The sequence below is a fragment of the Flavobacterium ardleyense genome (genome assembly GCF_042686085.1).
GTDB lineage: Bacteria > Bacteroidota > Bacteroidia > Flavobacteriales > Flavobacteriaceae > Flavobacterium > Flavobacterium ardleyense.
This window is the reverse complement of the sequence record NZ_JBHUOL010000001.1, coordinates 57,488-76,057: the sequence shown is the minus strand read 5'-3', so window position 1 is coordinate 76,057 and position 18,570 is coordinate 57,488. Positions and strand designations below refer to the sequence as shown.

General features: G+C 31.8%; 22 protein-coding genes. 4 read left to right on the top strand and 18 right to left on the bottom strand.

Annotation, left to right across the window (positions count from 1 at the left end; genetic code table 11):
* Nucleotides 1–254: 254 nt before the first annotated feature.
* From ACFSX9_RS00395 to ACFSX9_RS00335, 13 genes are all read right to left on the bottom strand, one after another.
* Nucleotides 255–689: a hypothetical protein gene (locus ACFSX9_RS00395; RefSeq protein WP_379802987.1), complete on the bottom strand. Its 435-nt coding sequence runs from the start codon at nt 687–689 to the stop codon at nt 255–257.
* Between the two features lie 102 nt (nt 690–791).
* Nucleotides 792–962, bottom strand: a complete 171-nt coding sequence (locus ACFSX9_RS00390) for a hypothetical protein (protein WP_379802985.1) — start codon at nt 960–962, stop codon at nt 792–794.
* Nucleotides 963–1,119: 157 nt separating this feature from the next.
* Nucleotides 1,120–1,503 (bottom strand): hypothetical protein, encoded by a 384-nt coding sequence (locus ACFSX9_RS00385; RefSeq protein WP_379802983.1) that lies wholly within the window; start codon nt 1,501–1,503, stop codon nt 1,120–1,122.
* A 1,684-nt stretch (nt 1,504–3,187) separates the two neighbouring features.
* A complete protein-coding gene (locus tag ACFSX9_RS00380) occupies nt 3,188–3,682 on the bottom strand; it encodes a hypothetical protein (protein WP_379802981.1) in 495 nt (164 codons plus the stop codon).
* 48 nt (nt 3,683–3,730) lie between these two features.
* Nucleotides 3,731–3,994: a hypothetical protein gene (locus ACFSX9_RS00375; protein ID WP_379802979.1), complete on the bottom strand. Its 264-nt coding sequence runs from the start codon at nt 3,992–3,994 to the stop codon at nt 3,731–3,733.
* Between the two features lie 99 nt (nt 3,995–4,093).
* On the bottom strand, nt 4,094–4,261 hold the full coding sequence (locus ACFSX9_RS00370; RefSeq protein WP_379802977.1) for a hypothetical protein: 168 nt from the start codon (nt 4,259–4,261) through the stop codon (nt 4,094–4,096).
* Between the two features lie 709 nt (nt 4,262–4,970).
* The gene (locus ACFSX9_RS00365; protein WP_379802975.1) at nt 4,971–5,402 is read right to left on the bottom strand and encodes a hypothetical protein; all 432 of its coding nucleotides are present in this window, start codon (nt 5,400–5,402) and stop codon (nt 4,971–4,973) included.
* Between the two features lie 350 nt (nt 5,403–5,752).
* Nucleotides 5,753–6,136: a hypothetical protein gene (locus ACFSX9_RS00360; protein WP_379802972.1), complete on the bottom strand. Its 384-nt coding sequence runs from the start codon at nt 6,134–6,136 to the stop codon at nt 5,753–5,755.
* 564 nt (nt 6,137–6,700) lie between these two features.
* On the bottom strand, nt 6,701–7,318 hold the full coding sequence (locus ACFSX9_RS00355; protein WP_379802970.1) for a hypothetical protein: 618 nt from the start codon (nt 7,316–7,318) through the stop codon (nt 6,701–6,703).
* Nucleotides 7,315–8,112, bottom strand: coding sequence for an RHS repeat-associated core domain-containing protein (locus ACFSX9_RS00350; protein ID WP_379802967.1), 798 nt, complete (start codon nt 8,110–8,112; stop codon nt 7,315–7,317). Before ACFSX9_RS00350 ends, ACFSX9_RS00355 begins: the two co-directional genes overlap by 4 nt.
* 512 nt (nt 8,113–8,624) lie before the next feature.
* Nucleotides 8,625–8,960 (bottom strand): hypothetical protein, encoded by a 336-nt coding sequence (locus tag ACFSX9_RS00345; protein ID WP_379802965.1) that lies wholly within the window; start codon nt 8,958–8,960, stop codon nt 8,625–8,627.
* Nucleotides 8,961–9,026: 66 nt separating this feature from the next.
* Entirely contained in the window at nt 9,027–9,266 is a 240-nt protein-coding gene (locus tag ACFSX9_RS00340; protein ID WP_379802963.1) for a hypothetical protein, read from the bottom strand.
* Nucleotides 9,235–9,621, bottom strand: coding sequence for a hypothetical protein (locus ACFSX9_RS00335; RefSeq protein WP_379802961.1), 387 nt, complete (start codon nt 9,619–9,621; stop codon nt 9,235–9,237). Before ACFSX9_RS00335 ends, ACFSX9_RS00340 begins: the two co-directional genes overlap by 32 nt.
* 560 nt (nt 9,622–10,181) lie before the next feature.
* Between ACFSX9_RS00335 and ACFSX9_RS00330 the strand changes: the two genes are divergently transcribed.
* The 3 genes from ACFSX9_RS00330 to ACFSX9_RS00320 all read left to right on the top strand — a co-directional run bounded on the left by ACFSX9_RS00330 (nt 10,182) and on the right by ACFSX9_RS00320 (nt 13,104).
* On the top strand, nt 10,182–10,700 hold the full coding sequence (locus ACFSX9_RS00330; protein ID WP_379802959.1) for a hypothetical protein: 519 nt from the start codon (nt 10,182–10,184) through the stop codon (nt 10,698–10,700).
* Between the two features lie 156 nt (nt 10,701–10,856).
* Nucleotides 10,857–11,900, top strand: a complete 1,044-nt coding sequence (locus ACFSX9_RS00325; RefSeq protein WP_379802957.1) for a hypothetical protein — start codon at nt 10,857–10,859, stop codon at nt 11,898–11,900.
* 160 nt (nt 11,901–12,060) lie between these two features.
* Nucleotides 12,061–13,104, top strand: coding sequence for a hypothetical protein (locus ACFSX9_RS00320; protein WP_379802955.1), 1,044 nt, complete (start codon nt 12,061–12,063; stop codon nt 13,102–13,104).
* 123 nt (nt 13,105–13,227) lie between these two features.
* Here the strand turns inward: ACFSX9_RS00320 and ACFSX9_RS00315 are convergent, their stop codons facing one another.
* Nucleotides 13,228–14,475: an FAD-dependent oxidoreductase gene (locus tag ACFSX9_RS00315; protein WP_379802953.1), complete on the bottom strand. Its 1,248-nt coding sequence runs from the start codon at nt 14,473–14,475 to the stop codon at nt 13,228–13,230.
* Between the two features lie 98 nt (nt 14,476–14,573).
* Nucleotides 14,574–15,920, bottom strand: a complete 1,347-nt coding sequence (locus tag ACFSX9_RS00310; RefSeq protein ID WP_379802951.1) for an SLC13 family permease — start codon at nt 15,918–15,920, stop codon at nt 14,574–14,576.
* 316 nt (nt 15,921–16,236) lie between these two features.
* On the opposite strand from ACFSX9_RS00310, the gene ACFSX9_RS00305 reads away from it, so the two are divergent.
* Nucleotides 16,237–17,235 (top strand): metal-dependent hydrolase, encoded by a 999-nt coding sequence (locus tag ACFSX9_RS00305; RefSeq protein WP_379802949.1) that lies wholly within the window; start codon nt 16,237–16,239, stop codon nt 17,233–17,235.
* On the opposite strand, the gene ACFSX9_RS00300 is transcribed toward ACFSX9_RS00305, so the two are convergent.
* The 3 genes from ACFSX9_RS00300 to ACFSX9_RS00290 are packed head-to-tail and all read right to left on the bottom strand — an operon-like array spanning nt 17,236 to nt 18,564.
* On the bottom strand, nt 17,236–17,793 hold the full coding sequence (locus ACFSX9_RS00300; protein WP_379802947.1) for a hypothetical protein: 558 nt from the start codon (nt 17,791–17,793) through the stop codon (nt 17,236–17,238).
* 4 nt (nt 17,794–17,797) lie between these two features.
* Entirely contained in the window at nt 17,798–18,016 is a 219-nt protein-coding gene (locus ACFSX9_RS00295; RefSeq protein WP_379802945.1) for a hypothetical protein, read from the bottom strand.
* Nucleotides 18,016–18,564, bottom strand: a complete 549-nt coding sequence (locus ACFSX9_RS00290) for a hypothetical protein (RefSeq protein WP_379802943.1) — start codon at nt 18,562–18,564, stop codon at nt 18,016–18,018. Before ACFSX9_RS00290 ends, ACFSX9_RS00295 begins: the two co-directional genes overlap by 1 nt.
* Nucleotides 18,565–18,570: the final 6 nt, after the last annotated feature.

The window sequence follows — 18,570 nt, the reverse complement described above, 5'->3', positions numbered from 1 at the left end:
CAAAGTTCATGAAATTCCATTGAAAAATAAAATCCATAAGTTCAATAGTTTGAGTGGAAATAGAAAATGTGTTTTTCTAGTATATCATTTCCTACAAATCCTTCTACTGCTGGTACAACATTGATATTCTGCGTAATGTGGTTTTATTTTCTACTTTTTTATACTTTTTCAAAATACTTTTTATACTTTAGAACCACACGAAATGATTCGCGCGGCAGCGGGGTCTATTTATCTTGTCTTTAAATTACATTTTCTTATTTTTCTAACATTATTGATATCAGTCTTTTGAATCCAGTAGGATAAATTATTTTCCAATTGTTATCCTCAATTTGTTTCAAATTATATTTTTTCTTTAAAATAAAACCATTTGAGTATATTGTATCCCATTTATATGGATAAGTCTCAAAATCATAATATTTAGTAACTAAAACATTTATAGCTCCTTCTGGTAAAGCTCTTTCAAATTCACCTTCCCACTTATTAAATATGGATAATTTTTTTTTCTCTAAAGGAGCTACTAAAAAAATTCTAGATCTGTTCCAATGCCGTGGATTATTGGGCAATTCGCTATCAAACATTAATCTTACGACCAGAGTGTCATTGGTTGAGTTTTTAAAAACTAACCTATCGTCCATCGGATCACAGCTGCAAAAAGTAAGCAATGTGATTAATATTAAAAAATGTCTCATTTTATTTTTTATATAAATTAATATCATGATAAGCACCTCCTAGAATATCTGCCCTTTATTCTCGTTCAGAATTATGATGCTTGTAATCAGTATATTTTGATTTTATTGCTCTAAAAATACTTGGTAATTTAATTTTTTTATATAGTCTGATGCAGAATAATTAGAATGATTTTTATAATCTAGATAGTGTCCATATTCATGTGCCAATGTTTTTGAATCCTCCATTCCTGGATTACTAAAAATTACGTTTCCAGCTGTTAAAGCACGGTTCATATTGGGAGAACTATATACTTCTACTCCAGGATACTTTTCAGGGTCACTAATATTTTTAACTACGTATCTTAAATTAAGATATCAATATAATGGATCAGATATAGAATTAAGCGTTTTCGTACTATCAAATGATCGTCTAAAAATAACATGATTACGATCACCAAATGAATTTTCTCTTTGGAATAAACCACAAAAGCAGAGAAAAGAAAGACATTACTAAAACTACATAAAATGCTCCAATATTTTCATCTTTGTAAAAAACAAGATCATTCTCAGCATCATAGTAGAAATCGCTATAATTTACATCACCTACTTTTGCTTTTTCAGAAAAACTTATATCATTATAATCTTTATTTTTATACTGAACTCTACAAGTCGATGCAGATTTAGCTCTATAAGTAATGTCTACTATTTTAACGACAATAGGATTTTGTTTTTGTACAATTTCCTTATTTTTATAAATATTTTTGTAGCCCGCTATTGCTAGAGTAAACAAAACAATATTAACAGTTATACAAACGAAAAATTTCAATTTAATCATTCTTTATCTTTATTTGCTTTATAAGTTGGAGAAACAGCTCACTTTGTTAGCTCAAATTGCAAACCTATTTTATAGTTGGAACAATATCCGACCGATCTGCTGGAGGAAAATTTAGAACAATATTCGTTCTTTTCTTATATAAAAATATTTGTAGTTCATTATCACTTATAACTCTTATCTTTTCCTCTTCACTTAAGAAATTAAATTTTGTTTTAAATGATGCTTTACACAAATCTTCTATGTATATAGTATATTCCGATGCTATTATTTCTAATAAAGCTTTTATTTTATTGTCATATTTCACATTATAATAGGCTTCAATTTTTATTATTCTTTTTTCATTTCTATTAAAAATTGCTTTTATTGAATCGTTAAATAATGTCTACTTTATCTCTAAATCAATTAAATTAGAATTAAACTCGGTAGATAAGGAAATTTCTCATTGAGCTTCAATAGTTAAATCAAAATCTGAATAGCAAAATTTAATATCATCTATAAAAATAAATTTATCAAATTTCGATTCACAGTTAGCTTGATTTTTTAAATATACTAAAATTTCCTTTCTATCATGTTCTTGACAATGAGTAAATATAATTATAAAATTGAAAATTAAAGTATTTTTATAAATTTTGAGCCCTACCCTACCGTTGGCCGTGTTTTTCCAACCTGTCTCATTACTAAGTCCGAGATAATTTGCTTTTGCATAATTTAATCTACCTATTTGAAATATAATCCCTTCTATTTTTCTCCAACTTGAATGGTTTTTTTTTGAGGAATAATTGCATTTAATTTATTACCATAAACACCTGCGCGATTATCATCTAGCTGTGTTTTCTCTTATACTATTGCACTAATTAAAGTATGATTAATTTCATAAATAGCAACATCAGAAACAATTCCGTTTTTAACATATGTCATTATCGCCAATTGCTCAGCAGATTATACCTCAGCGTTAATCTTACTGGATGCAAAAACCTAACTTCCGAAATTTGGCATTTTCTCCGCCAAGGGGTCAACATTCACCAATAAAGTAGTTTTCATCTGTAATACATAGCACAATAATAACTTACATTCTTCTCTCTACATGATTCTTTCCCGTTATAAATATAAGGTGTTTTAAAATATCTAGCATGCTCTTCGAATAAAACTTCTCCACAGCGATTTTACGATTCAACGACTCTGAAAAACAATAAAAAAAGGGAGTGAAAGGCGATGTACTCCACGTGTGGTTATATTTGTACCTTAACTGTGGTGGTATAACTACTACTTAAAAAACGTTCACCGAATATCATTTAAAAATAAAACCCAAAAGATAAATGGTATGAGTGGAAATAGGAAATGTGTTTTTCTGGTATATCATTTCCTACAAATCCTGCGCCTAATTGTACAACATTGATATTCTGCGTAATGTGGTTTTATTTTCTACTTTTTTTTACTTTTTCAAAATACTTTTTATACTTTAGAACCACACGAAATGATTCGCGCGGCAGCGGGGTTTTTCGATTAATTATGAAGATATAACAAACTTTCATTTTAATTTACAACACATTATAAACAACAAAAACCCAGTATTTAGTGGGTTTTATCTTTACATACTTTGGGCACGGAAAGCATTTCCGCGTTAGCGACCGTGGAACACATCCGAATGGTCGGGTCTTTATTAGACTTTCATTAAGCCTCAAAATTAAAAACTTTGCGGAGCGGGAGATTTCTTTCTAAAAATATAATTGTTTTGGTCAAAAATAATAATTAAGACATCTTCATTTCGTTTTGGCTTCTTCCAGTATATTGCCCCTGAAGATGAATTTGTTATATAAGGTTTCAATAGGAATTTTTGATCTGAATCTTCGTAGCACTCCAACCAATGTTCTAATTTAATGTCCTTATCATTTACATATAACTTTCCTTTATTTTTATATAAAACATTTTTTTCATCTTTTGAATAAACAATTTGTTGGAATGTAAAATCTTGATTTATCTCTAGTATTTGTAATTCTCCAGATGGAATCTTATAGAAATAAATACCAGGCAAGTATTTATCTGCGTCTTTCTTACTATTCTCACAAGAAAAGTAAGTCATACAAACCATTATTAAAAATATGAAATGTTTTAATTTATAAATCATTTTATTATAAAATTTATTTTGTTCTTGAATGATATAATCTACCAATTTTTTCACCTAAAGTATTATATTTAAACACTCTAATCTTCATGTTATAAATAGTTTTTATTGTTCTAAAATGACCGTTATATACGTATGGATTTGGCCCACTAAAAATGCAACCCCTTCTTTATATCCACCTAAAATTAGAGATAACCTTGCAACTGAAGTAGCAATCATATTGTCTGATAATTTTATATTATAATAAACACCTAATGTAGTCGTTTCGGTACCTGTAATGGTTGCTGTTCCTGAATAACTACCATGAAAAGCTCTTGCAGGATTGTCATCAAATTCATCAAAAAATACTTTTAATATATAGCAATTCATTTTCTTTCCTTAAATATCTTGTTATTTTTCCTGATTTTCCTTTACCGTCTTTGAAGTTTTGGATGACATTGTCTATACCCTCTTCTACTTCTTTTGCTTTTAACAATGGTCCTCCCATTGTTGAATTTTATCAAAATTTCTTTTCCCTTCTCCAGTTCCCATTACCCATTGATAGAAAAGTTGAGAAGCACCAACATCAGAATCAGATTCTTCATTATCTGCTTGAGAAAAATTTTTGATATTATAAGCTTTTGCTATATTAACCAAAGCTATTATTCCAGTTGCTTTTTGTACTTTATTTTCTTTTTTACCACAAGGAGGAACAACACCTGAATCAGGTTTCTCTCCATTCCCGGTGGGTCAATAAAATTGATAGGATTATTAAATATCTATACGTATGGAGACCTACTAGGATACTTCAAAGGATCCACATTCAACCACAAACTAGTTTTCATATCTAAATACCTAGCTCCATAACAAGTTAGATTTATCTCCATATTTAATTCTTGACCGTTATAAATATAAGGAGTTTTAAACGAACTCGCATGTTCTTCGAATAAAACTTTTCCAAATCGACTTTACTATGCAACGACTCCAAAAAATAATAAAAAAGGGAGTTAAAGCCGGTGTATTCCAAGTGTTGTGAAATTTGTCCGTTTGCTTTTGTAATGTAACTCCTATTGCCAAGTGGTCTGATTGGGAATCGAAAGTATCTTTCTCTGGCATTCCATTTCCTACAAATCCTTCACCCGCTTGTACATCAATAGCTTTCCGAGTTATGGAATTTTAATTTATAACCCTATTTGCTTTTTCGTAAAATACTCTGTATAATCTAGAAACACGCGAAATGATTTATGTGGTAGTGGGCATTGATAGATTGCCATTTCTAACTACGCACTCTCGAATATCTTTCCATATTTTCAAAATCTTGTGCAAGCTTATTTTAGTACAAGACATCGGGTTAGCGAAGCTTGCACTAGAGTAAATTTAATTTTTTTGAAATTAATGGGAAAATACTATGTAAATGCTTTTTATGATACTTAATATTAGGGATGAATTCTAAGCCAGCTTTTATTGAATAATATATGTTTTTCTTCTCTTTTCTAGAAAGTATTGCTGTTTTATTTAAAAAATCAACTTCACCTATTTTATCTATTAATTCAATTAAAACAGCTCCATGTTGATAAGATGCGAAGTCTTTTACATCCACTTTTAAAAGATTTGCTATGCACAATTCATCTCCAAGAAAAGCTCCGTTCACAAGTTCGCAATATGTGTTCCCATTAACTTTTATACTGGAGAATAAATGGGAATCTAATTCAAACCCAAATTTACTAGTACAGTTATAATTGTTACACGAAATCAATAATTCAGTAACAATAATAAAAAGCATTGTCATCCTTTTCATATTTATTTTTTTTACTTTATTTCTTTTACTTTATCTGTAGTAACTTTGATTATAATTTTACCATACTTTAAACACATTGTTGATTGAATATACTTTTGCCTTCCTTCTCGTTTAGGAAATGTAGTTTTTGAGGTGTGTTTTAAAATGTTACCTAATACGCTCCATGCAGCGGCTCGTGTTCGTTTTGGATCACAAACTGGTATAACAGCCATGACTTAGCTCGAATAAATGAAGGCGATATGCATATCTTGTTTCGAAATATGCGTTTTTTTGTACTTGATGTTTAACGACATATCTTGATTCTCCAATTGGGTCAACTTTATACCGACCACCGCCACCTTCTTATTCATTTAAATCGTAATCGCCACTCGCAGTAGGCTTTGACCAGGATCGTTTTGTGAACCTCTTGCAAGATTTCCATTTTTATCGCTCTCACCTCCACTAAACACATTTTCATATTCCAAAGTTTGATTGTGTGTTAAATTTCCTTTTTTATCTCGTATACCTCCATACACATAATCTTTTGGAGACACTACTTTTGACGGCAAGCTTTTCTTATAATGGTCAAGGTCAACTATTGATAACGTCCCTCTTTTTTTATCAAAAACGCCTATTATATCCCTGCCATCAGGATCGATCAAATTTATAGGATTATTGAACACATAAACATAACATCCAACATGTGAAAACTTTTCCGCCAGCGGATCCACATTCAACCACAAACTGGTTTTCAAATCCAAAACCTTGCACCTTAGTAACTTAAATTTGTTTACTCAACTTTTTTATTTGTTCGTTTTTGCCTTCGCGAATACTTCGTATTTCTCTATCTAACTCTTTACCGCTATAAATGTAAGGTGTTTTAAACGAACTAGCATGTTCTTCGAATAAAACTTCTCCACATCGATTTTACGATGCAACGACTCCAAAAAACAATAAAAAAGGGAGTTAAAGACAACATATTCAACGTGTTGTGAAATTTGTCCGTTTACCGTTGTAATGTAATTACTACTGCCTGATTATTTTGAGTGGAAATAGAAAACGTCTTTCTCTGGGATTCCATTTCGTACAAATCCTTCTCTCGCTTGTACATCGGTTGGTTTAATATGTTTTCCAAATCGTAAAGTAATATTGAAGAGTATGTTAATTAAAAAATACCCAAAAATAGTGTCTAACTTTTGGGGGCAGTCTATTTGCTAGGTTTTCTTTTACTTATTTCCTTTGTTTAGTTGCTCAACTTTATGGGCACGGGTAAACACCTGCGCTAATGATTATCTACAAGCCTGCGCCATCGGGCCAATTCATAATAAAATAAATTTCTCGCATTCTTTTGAGTAAACAAAATTGTAAATAGTATGTTTTCCTCTAACATTAAAATCACATTCTAATCCTTTTTTTGCTACTTTTAAGTTGTCAAAATTCCAAATGGAAATTTCACTTTTATCAACATTTACAATCACATAAAATTTTGATTGCATATAGCCTAATGCGTCATTAAAATAATACTCTGCGATGTAACATTTACCATAATCTTTAATCTCTTTATTTATGAGTGAAAAAGTATGATATTCTTTTTTAAAATAATACTCCGGGAGCTCAGAAACATTAGATTTCTGTAAAATAATTTGATAATTTTTCTCATTATTAAGCTCATTTTGATTTATATTAACTTTTTTAAAATAAAATATAAATTCGCTTAAAAACAAATCATCATCTTCATTTTTTTTATTCACAATTGAGCAAAATTTATCTTCTTTAATAAGTGTAAAAGAATCATTAATATTTCCGCTTTTATTTATTGTATCAGCATGATTTATAAATTTGTTTTCTTTACTGCCATCAATTTTATTCTTGCTTATTTTATTACAACTCGGCATGAGTGATAGAAATAAAAAATATATAATTATCTTGGTTTTCATGGTTTAGTATAGTTTGTGATTGTTGGCTTGATTGCATTATCTTTCATTTCAAAAACATTTTTGGAATAATTTTTAAATTTACCATTATATTGTTGAGTTGCATTTTCCCAATTTGCACCTCCTGTCCAAGTAGTTTTTCCTACTTTTGTAGTAAGTCCTTTTTGATAAAAAATTCCAATACCCGCCTTTATACTAAGACTTGGAGAAGGTGTTCTGTTTTTTGATAATCCAAATTGTATTTTAGAGTCATCCCAGTCATTTGAAGTTGCACTGTAATAAACATTTGATTGCATAATATCCGAAAAGGAACTGTTTTTACTAAGTGTTACATTTGAAGTTCCCATATTTGTTTCTCTCATTATAATTGCCTTAACAAGTGTTGAGTCTAAATCAGGCACCGAACTTGAGTTATCAATTAAATATCCATTAGTATGTTTTGGTGTTGTACCATTATTCTTATTCTCATTAAAAATATAGGTATGTGCAACAATCTCATAAGCATGTTGCTGATATTTTGGAGCTGTTGTAACAGCTTCTCTTTTCTTTGTGATAACATTAGGCATCGCTGCTTTTTCTTTTGTTCCATCATCTTTTTGAACATATGTTTTAAATTCTGTATCTGATTTAATACGTGACGTTTCTTGCCCTTTCATGTTAAAAGCAACAATGTCATCAGGCTCCATACCGGTAGGATCAGTTAAATTTATTGGATTATTAAAACAGTAAACATATGCTCCAAGATTAATCATTTTCTCCGCCAGCGGATCAACATTCAACCATAAACTAGTTTTCATGTCAAGGTACCTTGCGCCATAATAACTTAAATTTGTTTGCTTAACTTTTTTATTTGTTCGTTTTTGTCTTCGCGAATACTTCGTATTTCTCTGTCTAACTCTTTACCGTTATAAAGATAAGGTGTTTTAAAATATCTAGCACGTTCTTCGACTCAAACTCGTCCACATCGAATTTACGAGATGCAACGACTCAAAAAAAACAATAAAAAAGAGATTTACATGGGATGTATTCCACATTTTGTGAAATTTTTTCGTTTACTGTCGTTATGTAACTACCAATGCCTTAGTTTTTTGAATGGAAATAAAAAATATTATTTTCTGGCATTCCATTTCCTGTAAACTCTTCACGTAATTGTACAACATTGATATTCTGCGTGATGATATTTTATACTCCTATTTTCTTTTCCATTACACTTTATAACTTAAAACAACACGAAAGGATTCACGCGGTAGCGGGGGAGAAACTGTAAAACAAGAGAACATCAATGTTTATAAATTTATTCAAATCAATGCTATTTTAATTTTGCAAATTTTAAAATAGATGGATTATTATAAAAATAAAAAGATTTTAAATTTATCTTTACACTATCCTCGCTTGAAATTAATTCATATTCATAACTCCAAACTTTACTCTTTTTTTTGTTTACTTGTTCATAATAGTTGATAAATTTTTGGAAACTGACTTTATTATCAGGATATCCAAATTGCCTAGAATATGAATCAAAATAAAGATAAATGGTAAGATCCTCTGCAGCAATTTTTCTTGAAATTTCTTTTCTTTTTAAAAAAAATAAAATTAATACGAATATTATTAAAAGAGAAAAAGAAATTATTATAAGTTTTTTCATTATTACATTATTTTTTATTGGGAAGCATATAGTAACAAGTTACTACTCATCTTAAAAGCAATTCAACTATATTAATTTCTCGTCTTCCAATTTTTGTTTTAAATCTACTAATATTTCATTGAGTGAAATTTCTTTATCGTAAAAATTAAAAATATCTAAAAGTTGACTTAATGATTCCGCCTGCCAAGCATTATCGGATAAATCAACATTTGATAAAAATAATTCTAAGCTTTTACGTGTTACTTCGTCCCCAATGACATTTCGAACTTCTAATTCATAATCTTCCAATTGAATTTGGCCAATCATTAATTGAATTAAGTAAAACTTCTATTAAATTTAAAATAAAAATTTTTACTTTATTCAACTCTTGAATTTCTATTAATCTGCTAATTTCTAAAATTTTCATTGTCATAATTTTTAAAACCTCTCCAATAGACTGTGGTAAACTTTCATCTTCAAAGTTATTTATAAAATACAAAGTTTTCACCTCAACCTGAAACTTTTCTTGCATTTGTAGCAATTCCTTTTGCATTTGGAACTGCTTAATCAGGTTATATTGGAGTAAAAAAGGGATTCCTTGCTTGCTTTCAATTTCGTGAAGTTGTAATCGTGCTAGTTTTTGTTTTTTAGAAAGTGAAACATCATTTTCAACCGTAAGCAAATTGGCCAGCTTAACGTTACTTTTTGCTTTTAGACTGCGTTCGCCCAACACGAACATATACCATTAACTTCTCATTATGCCAAGTAACATTGTGACTTCATCTTGAAATATCAAAAGTATTTCTTTAAAAATTAATGCTTTTTCATTTTTATGGTAATAAAATACATTGCAAAGATTTTTCTACAAAATTGTGGTACTTCATTACGCCACAAAAGTTTTGCCCCAATATTGTAGCATAGTTATTTTTAAAACTAAAATGCCACAACAAAATGAGTACGAGAGAAATATCAAAATGAAATAAATTAAATACTCATTAAAAACTTATATTTGTTTTTAAAAGACAAATCTTACAAAAAAGCATGATAAAAAACGCACTATTACTTATCGCACTGCTCGTATTTACAACTTGTAATTCTCAAAATAATAAAGAATCAAATTCTTATTCACATAGAGTAGAATTCGCAATTAATGGACCTATTAAAGAACTTATCACTTACAGGTATATAATTACGGACAATAAAATACCTGCAGACACATTAAATATTTTTTCCAAACAAATTATGAACTTTGATAGAGAAGGAAATCTTTTGCAAATGAAGAGAGAGTACAAATTAGAAGGATTGGTTCAGACCATTACAACTATCTATTCAATAAATGGGAAAGAGATTAGTTACACTGAAAAAACAGAAGATAATGAGGGTGAGGTTGCAAACAAGCAGTATAAATACATCTGGACAGACGATTTCCATTATAAAGTCATTGATATTGAGAATCAAGATACTTTTACAGATTACATAAGTTTGAATAAAGCGTTTCAATTCATCAAAAACGTTTCAAAGTCAAATAAAATAGAACATGTAAATACTGTTGAAAGAACATATAAAGACAATAAAATAACTGCAATCAAAATAGTAACTAATACAGTAGAGAATAAAAAAATTGTTGGCGGAACCTCTGTTTCAAATCAAGTTGTCAAGGAATATGATATAATGAACAATCCTACCATTCTTCATAAAATAGAAGATAATAAATTAACTATGCTCACAATTAAAAAATACAAATACTATGATAAAAACTAGAAATATATTTACTTCTTGATTGAATTAAAATGCAAAACTTCAACTTTTAAAAAAACTGATAAATCGTTAAAAGACCTTATTATCCTTAGTTTTTTCGCCTAATTTCTAGTAAATTACAACGAGATTTATTATCTTTGCCGAAATTATACAACACTTATGAAAAAAGTAATTTTAGGACTATTTGTCTTGGGAACTGTAGGTTTATATGCTCAAGTTGGTATCGATACTACTTCACCTGAAGCTAGTTTAGATATTGTGGCTAAAAATCCTACTGGTTCAAATACATCGGTAGAAGGATTACTAATTCCTAGAGTAGATCGTTTACGAGCACAAAGCATGGTTGACGTACCTAACTCTACACTAATTTATGTAAATAATAGTGCAACAGGAACGCTTACTGGCCAAACTTCTAATATGGATGCTGTAGGTTTTTATTATTATGATGCACCTAGTTTAAAATGGGTTAAATTAATTGCAGGTGATTTATCAAATGATGCTTTTATAGACAACCCCGTAAATACCCGAGTAGAATTAGGTTCAAAATCTACTGGAACTCCGCGCGATCCCAATACTGAATTTGTAATTAAAGACGATGGAAACGTAGGAATTAAAACTGCTACTCCTTCACAAGCGCTTCACGTGGCAGGAAATGCGAAACTAGATGGCAATATTTTTGATGGCACCAATACCATCGGTGCAACAGGAGAAGTTCTATCGATAGACGGCACAAAATTGAAGTGGATAAAAACCACTGCTGCTACACCAGCAGTATTTGCTATTTTTGGAGACGGGTACAAAGTAGCTTGGAATGATAATAATAGAAACCCTACAGGAACAGTTATAGTGCTTCCTCCAGGAAAGTGGATTGTACTAACTAATTTACTATTAACAACACCTACAAATGCACCAGGTACTGATCAATCAATATGGGTAAGCATGACTTGGTCTAATACTTCAGGAGGTGCAAAGAGTAGCGATATTGTTGGCCAATATTTGGTCTCTGGAGCGCTAACAGGTCCTTCTCGTTTTGGAATGCTAACGGGATCTATAGTTATCAATAATGATACGGGAGCAAATAAAACATATTATCTTACAAAAGACAAACACGTCGTTTATGGTTCTGGATATAAACCTAATATCGATCGTTTAGGAGGTCGCAATTTTAGTGAAAATAATATTGTTGCTATTCCCGCAAATTAAAAAAATCACTAACACAGTATAGGCATTTTGTTAGCAAGCCTGTCTATAGAAATACTGATATTATCATTAAAAATAAAAAAGTCAAATTACTGAAAATAAATTATAAATTAATTTTTTGAAATATATTTATAGTGCGTTTATCGGTCTTGTAAAAAAAAGAATGAAAAAAATTATCTATACCCTTATTATTTCAGGAACACTTACAGTTTCAGCACAAGTAGGCATCAACACCACTTCACCAGCATCTAGTTTAGATATTTTAGCCGCAAATGCTACTGGTTCAAGTATTAATGTAGAAGGCTTGCTTATTCCCAGAGTAGATCGTTTACGAGCGCAAAGCATGCTAGCGGTTCCCAATTCTACTATTCTTTATGTAGATAACATCACTACGGGAGCACTTTCAGGACAAGCCTCGAATATTAGTTCTGTGGGGTATTATTATTATAATGCTACTAGTTCAAAATGGGTTAAATTAGTAGCTGGCGATTTAACGAGCGATGCATTTGTAGACAATCCTACTAGTACTCGAGTAGAATTAGGTACAAAATCTACTGGTGCTACTAGAGATGCAAATACTGCTTTTGTAATTAAAGATAATGGAAATGTAGGAATTAAAACAGATACTCCCTCACAAACACTTCACGTGGTTGGAAATACAAGACTCGATGGAAATATAGTCGATGGCAGTGATGTTGCTGGAGTTGAAGGACAGGTTTTATCTATTGAAAGTGGCAAAGTGAAATGGAAAAAGAATACCGGTTCTACATCCGCTGTTTTTGCAACATTTGGAAGTGGTTATTCTGGTACTTCAAGTCTATATGTAGAAAGCACAGGTACTACTATAGTACTTCCGCCAGGCAAGTGGATCGTTTACACCAATATACTAATAACAACTACGACACTTACAGAGCCATCAGCTTCACAAGCTACTTTTGTAAGACTCACTTGGTCTGATGGCGCCACTACCACACAAAGTTCCGACATAGTGGGTGGGCATTTAGCTTCTGGCGCTTTAGTAGGTCCTACTACATTTGGAATGGCAACAGGAGCTATCATTATTAATAATGGTACAGGAGCTGATAAAACTTACTATCTTACAAAAAGCGCTTCACAAAATTATCCTAATACTTATGTACCAAATTTTCTAAATTTAGGAGGTGACAGTGCAAGTGAAAATAATATTGTTGCTATTCCTGCTAATTAAAAAGTATCTAATAAAAGTAAATTATCAACATTATAAAAGCCCACTTTGAAAAGTGGGCTTTTATAATCTATAACTATTATCTGAACAAAAAATCGAAAGATAAATAAACTCCTTAATTTTTATTTAGCAAGCAAAAATCTCCTCCAAAACGCCCATCGCTGCTCTTTCTCCCGAAATCATTGCCGCATTTAATGAACTGTTCAACTGAGTATCGCCAGCCAAGAAAATGTTTGCAGTTAACTTAGTTTCGGACGGATTCATTTCGTAGCGTAAGTTGTCTAATTTTGGAAGTGCTTTAGCAATTGAATACTGTTTGATGAATTTCGTAGTTTCGATACCACAATATTGTTTTAGTTCTTTAGCTACTTGCTGTTGTAATGCTTCCGGCAATAATCCGTGCTTCTTTACTATTGTAACCGATAGCAATTCTTTGGCTCCAGATGTTTTGGTTTCCACACTTGTATGATAAAGTATATTATTTACCAAGGCGTCTTTATCAGCAATCAAACCAACCAACGGCTTATCAATTTCTCGTTTGTCTGTTTCAAAATATAACGTATCACAAGATTTCCAAAGTACTTCTTGGTTTCTCAACTTACTTACAAGCGGACTTGCATCGGTAGCTAAAATGGTATAATGGCTTTCTAAAATCGTTTCATCAGCAAGGATAATTTTCCCATCTTCCACCGACTTTACTTTGGTATTAAATAAAAATTCAGTTTGTTTTAAACCGGCTTTTAATTGCATTGGAATGGCTTCTATTCCTGCTTTTGGAATGGTTGCATTGCCTTCGCCAAACATTTTATAGACAAATTCGAACATTCTACTGGAAGTTTCTAAATTGGGTTCCAGAAAAATTCCTGTAAAAAACGGTTGGAAGAATTTCGAAATCATTTCGTCCGAAAATCCAAAATCAACCAAATATTGATTAGTCGTTTTTTCAGGCTTAGCGAATATTTCAGCCATGTTGGTTTGCTTCAGTAAAGTGTTCAATTTCAAAATTTTGAACTTATCGGAAATCGTACCAATTCCAGAAAAAAGTGTCGGAAGTAATAAAGAAATTGCTCGTAAGGGATCACCAATAGTTTGCTGTTTTCCTTTGTTGAAAATAGTGGCTCCAGGCAAAAATTCTTGCAATTCCAACGCTTCAAAATTAAGATATTTTTGAGCTGCAGGATAAGCCGTTAACAAAACTTGGAAGCCGTGGTCGAGTTGATAACCCTCCACAATATCCGTTTTCACACGACCGCCAACGCAATCTGTTGCTTCGATAATTGTAGGATAAAAACCTTGATCTTCTAAAACTTTTGCCGCTATTAATCCCGCTACTCCGGCACCAATAATATATATTTTGTGTTCTTCTTTTTTCATTTGGAGTGTTTTAAAATTTAAAGCATTAGCAAATATAAGTTTCTTGTCGGTTGTTCGCAATGAATAGCAATTACTTTAACTTGCTAATTACTATTTTACTACCTAAAGAAAAAGTAGAAAAATAAAGTCAACACAATCGAAAAAATAATATTAAGTCCCAATCCTGCTTTCATCATATCTTTCTGCGGCACAAAGCCTGAAGAATAAACCATGGCATTCGGCGGCGTTCCCACAGGCATCATAAATCCGAATGAAGCTGCAATTGTCGCCGGAAGCACTAAAACCATTGGGTTAATACCGGAAGCTTGTGCTAAGGTATAAAGCAAAGGTAAAATCAGAGCCGCACTTGCGGTATTACTCATGAATTCCGTCATAATAATCGAACCAATAACAATCAACCATAAAAATACGATTAATGGCACATGCTGACTTAATTCCATAATGTCATTTATTAAGATACTTCCGAGTCCGGTGCATTCTACTATGTATCCGAGCGTAAGTCCACCACCAAAAAGTAATAAAATTTCCCAACGAATTGATTTTAAGATTTGCTCCCACGTCATCACTTTAAAAACGAATAATAGCAACATTGAAAAGATTGCCACTAACGAACTAAAACTCGATTCAATTCCTAACATCGGAGCTAAAACGCCATCAAAAACCCAAAGAAAAACGGTTAACGTAAATATAGCAATAAGCGCATTTCGTTTCGGACTTTTTTTTCCGGGTAAAGCGATTGTGGGAACTAACATTTTACGATCGGGCTTGAAATAAATTGTAAGGACAATTACCATTATCGGAAACGTAATTAGAAATATCGGTAAACCGTAGACCAACCATTCCGAAAATGAAAGTCCTAATAAAGCTGCACCAATGGCATTTGGTGGACTCGCAATCATTGTTACTATTCCTCCAATATTCGCAGCGTACGCAATTCCTAACAATAAGAATTTGGCTTCGGCCGTAGCTTTTTTACTATCGGTTATTGCTAAAATCCCTAAAGCTAACGGAATCATCATTGCAGCTGTGGACGTGTTACTCACCCAACAAGCGGTTAATGATGTGGCAAACATTAATAAAATAGATGATTTATAAAAATTCCCTTTGGCTAATAAAAGCAGTTTATGGGCTAATAATCGGTCTAAAGAATGAGCAGATAAAGCACCTGCTAAAACAAAACCACCCATAAATAAATAGATCACCGGATTTGAAAATTCGCCAAACGCTTCTTTTGGTGTAGCAATTTTCATAATAATAACAAGTACAGGAATCAACAAAGCCGTCATTGCTAACGGAATGGCTTCAGTAATCCATAAAATAGCGGTAAAAATCAAAATAGCGAGCGCTCCATTGACTTTTTCATCCTCAAAAACGGGAAAAAACAAAATTCCAATCAGCACAAGGGTGGCAAAAAGGAAGCTTTTCCAATGTAATTTTTCTTTCATGCTTTATAGATTGATACTCTATGACTACTACAATTGATAATTCGATTTATGACTGTAAATAATGGGTGCTTTTTGATGCATCGAGCGAACGTAACTTCGCCTTAAATTACGGTGCAAGGTATTCTTTAGGATCGAAGCGGACTAACGTTTTTCAATAAATCAGAAATAAAATAGTTGAATCGATAACTATCGTCTAAATCGGCGAGCCAAATTAATTATGCTTGTAAATCGTCCAAAATTGTTTCAAAAGAAAATGACTAATTTAGCATTTCGAAATAACGCATTTATTTAAGCCATAAACTATAAATTAAAACACATGGATTCTTTTACTCAAATCGTTTTAGGTATTGCTACTGCAGAAATTGTTGCTGGTAAAAAACTGCAAAACAAGACATTTTTGTACGGGGCCATTTTAGGTACGATCCCCGATTTAGATATTGTGATAGGGAAATTTATGAGCGATGTCGATGGTGTTGCCATTCATCGAGGTTTGAGTCATTCGTTGCTCTTTTTTCTATTTCTGTCACCTGTTTTAGGCGGAATAATTTCGAAAATAGAGAAAAATAGGATTGGTTTTAAAACCGCTTCTTGGTTGGCTTTTTGGTGTTTAACAACTCATGTTTTATTGGATTTATTTACCTCTTGGGGAACACAAATCTTTTGGCCTTTGGAACATCGATTTGCTTTAAAAACAATCTTTGTAATCGACCCTTTATATACGGTTCCATTATTAATATCATTAATTTTCGTTTGGAAAAGTAAAGATTTTTTAGTCCGAAAAACTTATTTGAATCGAGGATTAATTATTAGTTCGGCGTATTTACTTTTGACTTGTATCGTTAAACTAATAGCCGTGCAAAGATTCGAAAATGCATTAGAGAACCAAAACATTTCGTACAGCGAAATACTAGTAAAACCAACAGCTTTCAACACAATTCTTTGGAATGCAAACATCGCTACGCCGGAAGGATATTATTTAGGTGATTATTCTTTTTTTGATTCCCAACCCATTTCGTTTAAATTCTATCCGAAAAATATCGATTTAGAAGATAAATTGGCCCAAGTCGAAGATTTTCAAAAGTTGCAGAAAATTAGCGAAGGTTGGTATCTGGTAAGCGAAGACAACGACAAATTATATTTCAATGATTTGCGTTTTGGACTATTAAATGATGATCCTAAAAACCTTCAATTTGCTTTTAGTTATTTATTTGTTCCAAATTCGGAAGGAAAAATGATTGCGAAAGAAGCACCAAAAGCAAAACGCGATGGAAAAGCTTTATTAGGTAAAATCTTCACCCGAATTCAAGGGAATTAGTTATTCTTCTTCTGAATCGTCATCGTCATCGTCCAAATCTTCATCGTCCTCATCAAAATTTTGAAAGGCTTCTAATCCTGCGAAGAATTCTGTTGCATCAAACGGAATATCTTCATCCGGATCTTTGTCATAAGCGTTTACCCCCGGCGGGTTAAACAATCCCCATCGGTCAATGATATAATCCCATTCGTCAAAAGCCGCAACCCATTCCACAAATAACAAACGAAACTCATCAATCGTCGCCCGAAGCAATTCCACATATTCGTTGTCTTTGAAATCGTCTTCAAACCGTAAACTTCCGGCAGAAACATAAAGTTGGCGCGCACATCTTCTGATAATGGCAGCATTTTCCATTTTTATATCATACAAGCCCACACCTTCCGCCCCCGCAATTTTTGGCGAAAGCATCATAGCATCTTCCATCATAAATTTAGAAGTAGTCTCTTGCAGATATTCATTATCTTCAGGAATCGTCCGCACTAAAGCTTCGGTTAATTTGAAAATTTCTTCTGCTTTTTGATAAATCGGTAATTGATGTAAATCATCGCCTCTATTCATAACTTTATTCTTTTGTACTCATTTTAATCTGCAAATGATTCAATAATACTTGGTATTTCGCGATTTCTACCATTGTTTCTTCATCGTCTGTGGTATCGATTAAATCGTCTAATTCGTCACTAACTTCAACTAATTTTATACTAGCATCAGAAAAATTTTGAACCGCCATTGCATCAATAATTAATTGAATGTCTTTTTTAATTTTCGAAATTGTATCGTTCATTATTCGTTGGTTTTCCATTCCATTTTCAATTTTGCTAATGGAATATTAGTATTAATTAATTGGTGTATTGTAGTTTTTCGAGCTTGTTCAATATCTTCAAAATAATAATGTTTTGTCCACTGATCGCCTTCCAACAATTCTTTTATTTGTCTAATAATTTTCGAAGTTTCCGAAGCATTTCGAAAAACAGCAATTCCATCATATTTCGGATTGCTTTTATGTTGAAAAGTTACTTCTTTTTCATCAAAATTCACATCAATATAAAAGAGTTGGTCTAAATCGTTATTCGGATAAAAATCGGTCCACTTTGCATAACCTATTCTTTCTTTCTGATTGGGACTTTTAACATCCGAAATTAAACGCCATCGGCAGTTTGCTGCTCTTCCCCAGTGATTTGAAATCCGGTAAACGCCTTCTTCACTGAAACAATAGCCACTACCCGATTTGCTTTTAAAATCCAGTTCAACCGTTTGTAATTCAGTCGAATTCACCTCTACAAACTCGCAAAATGTATGTTTGTGGAAATTATTTTTAGTATATATCTTCAACGCTCT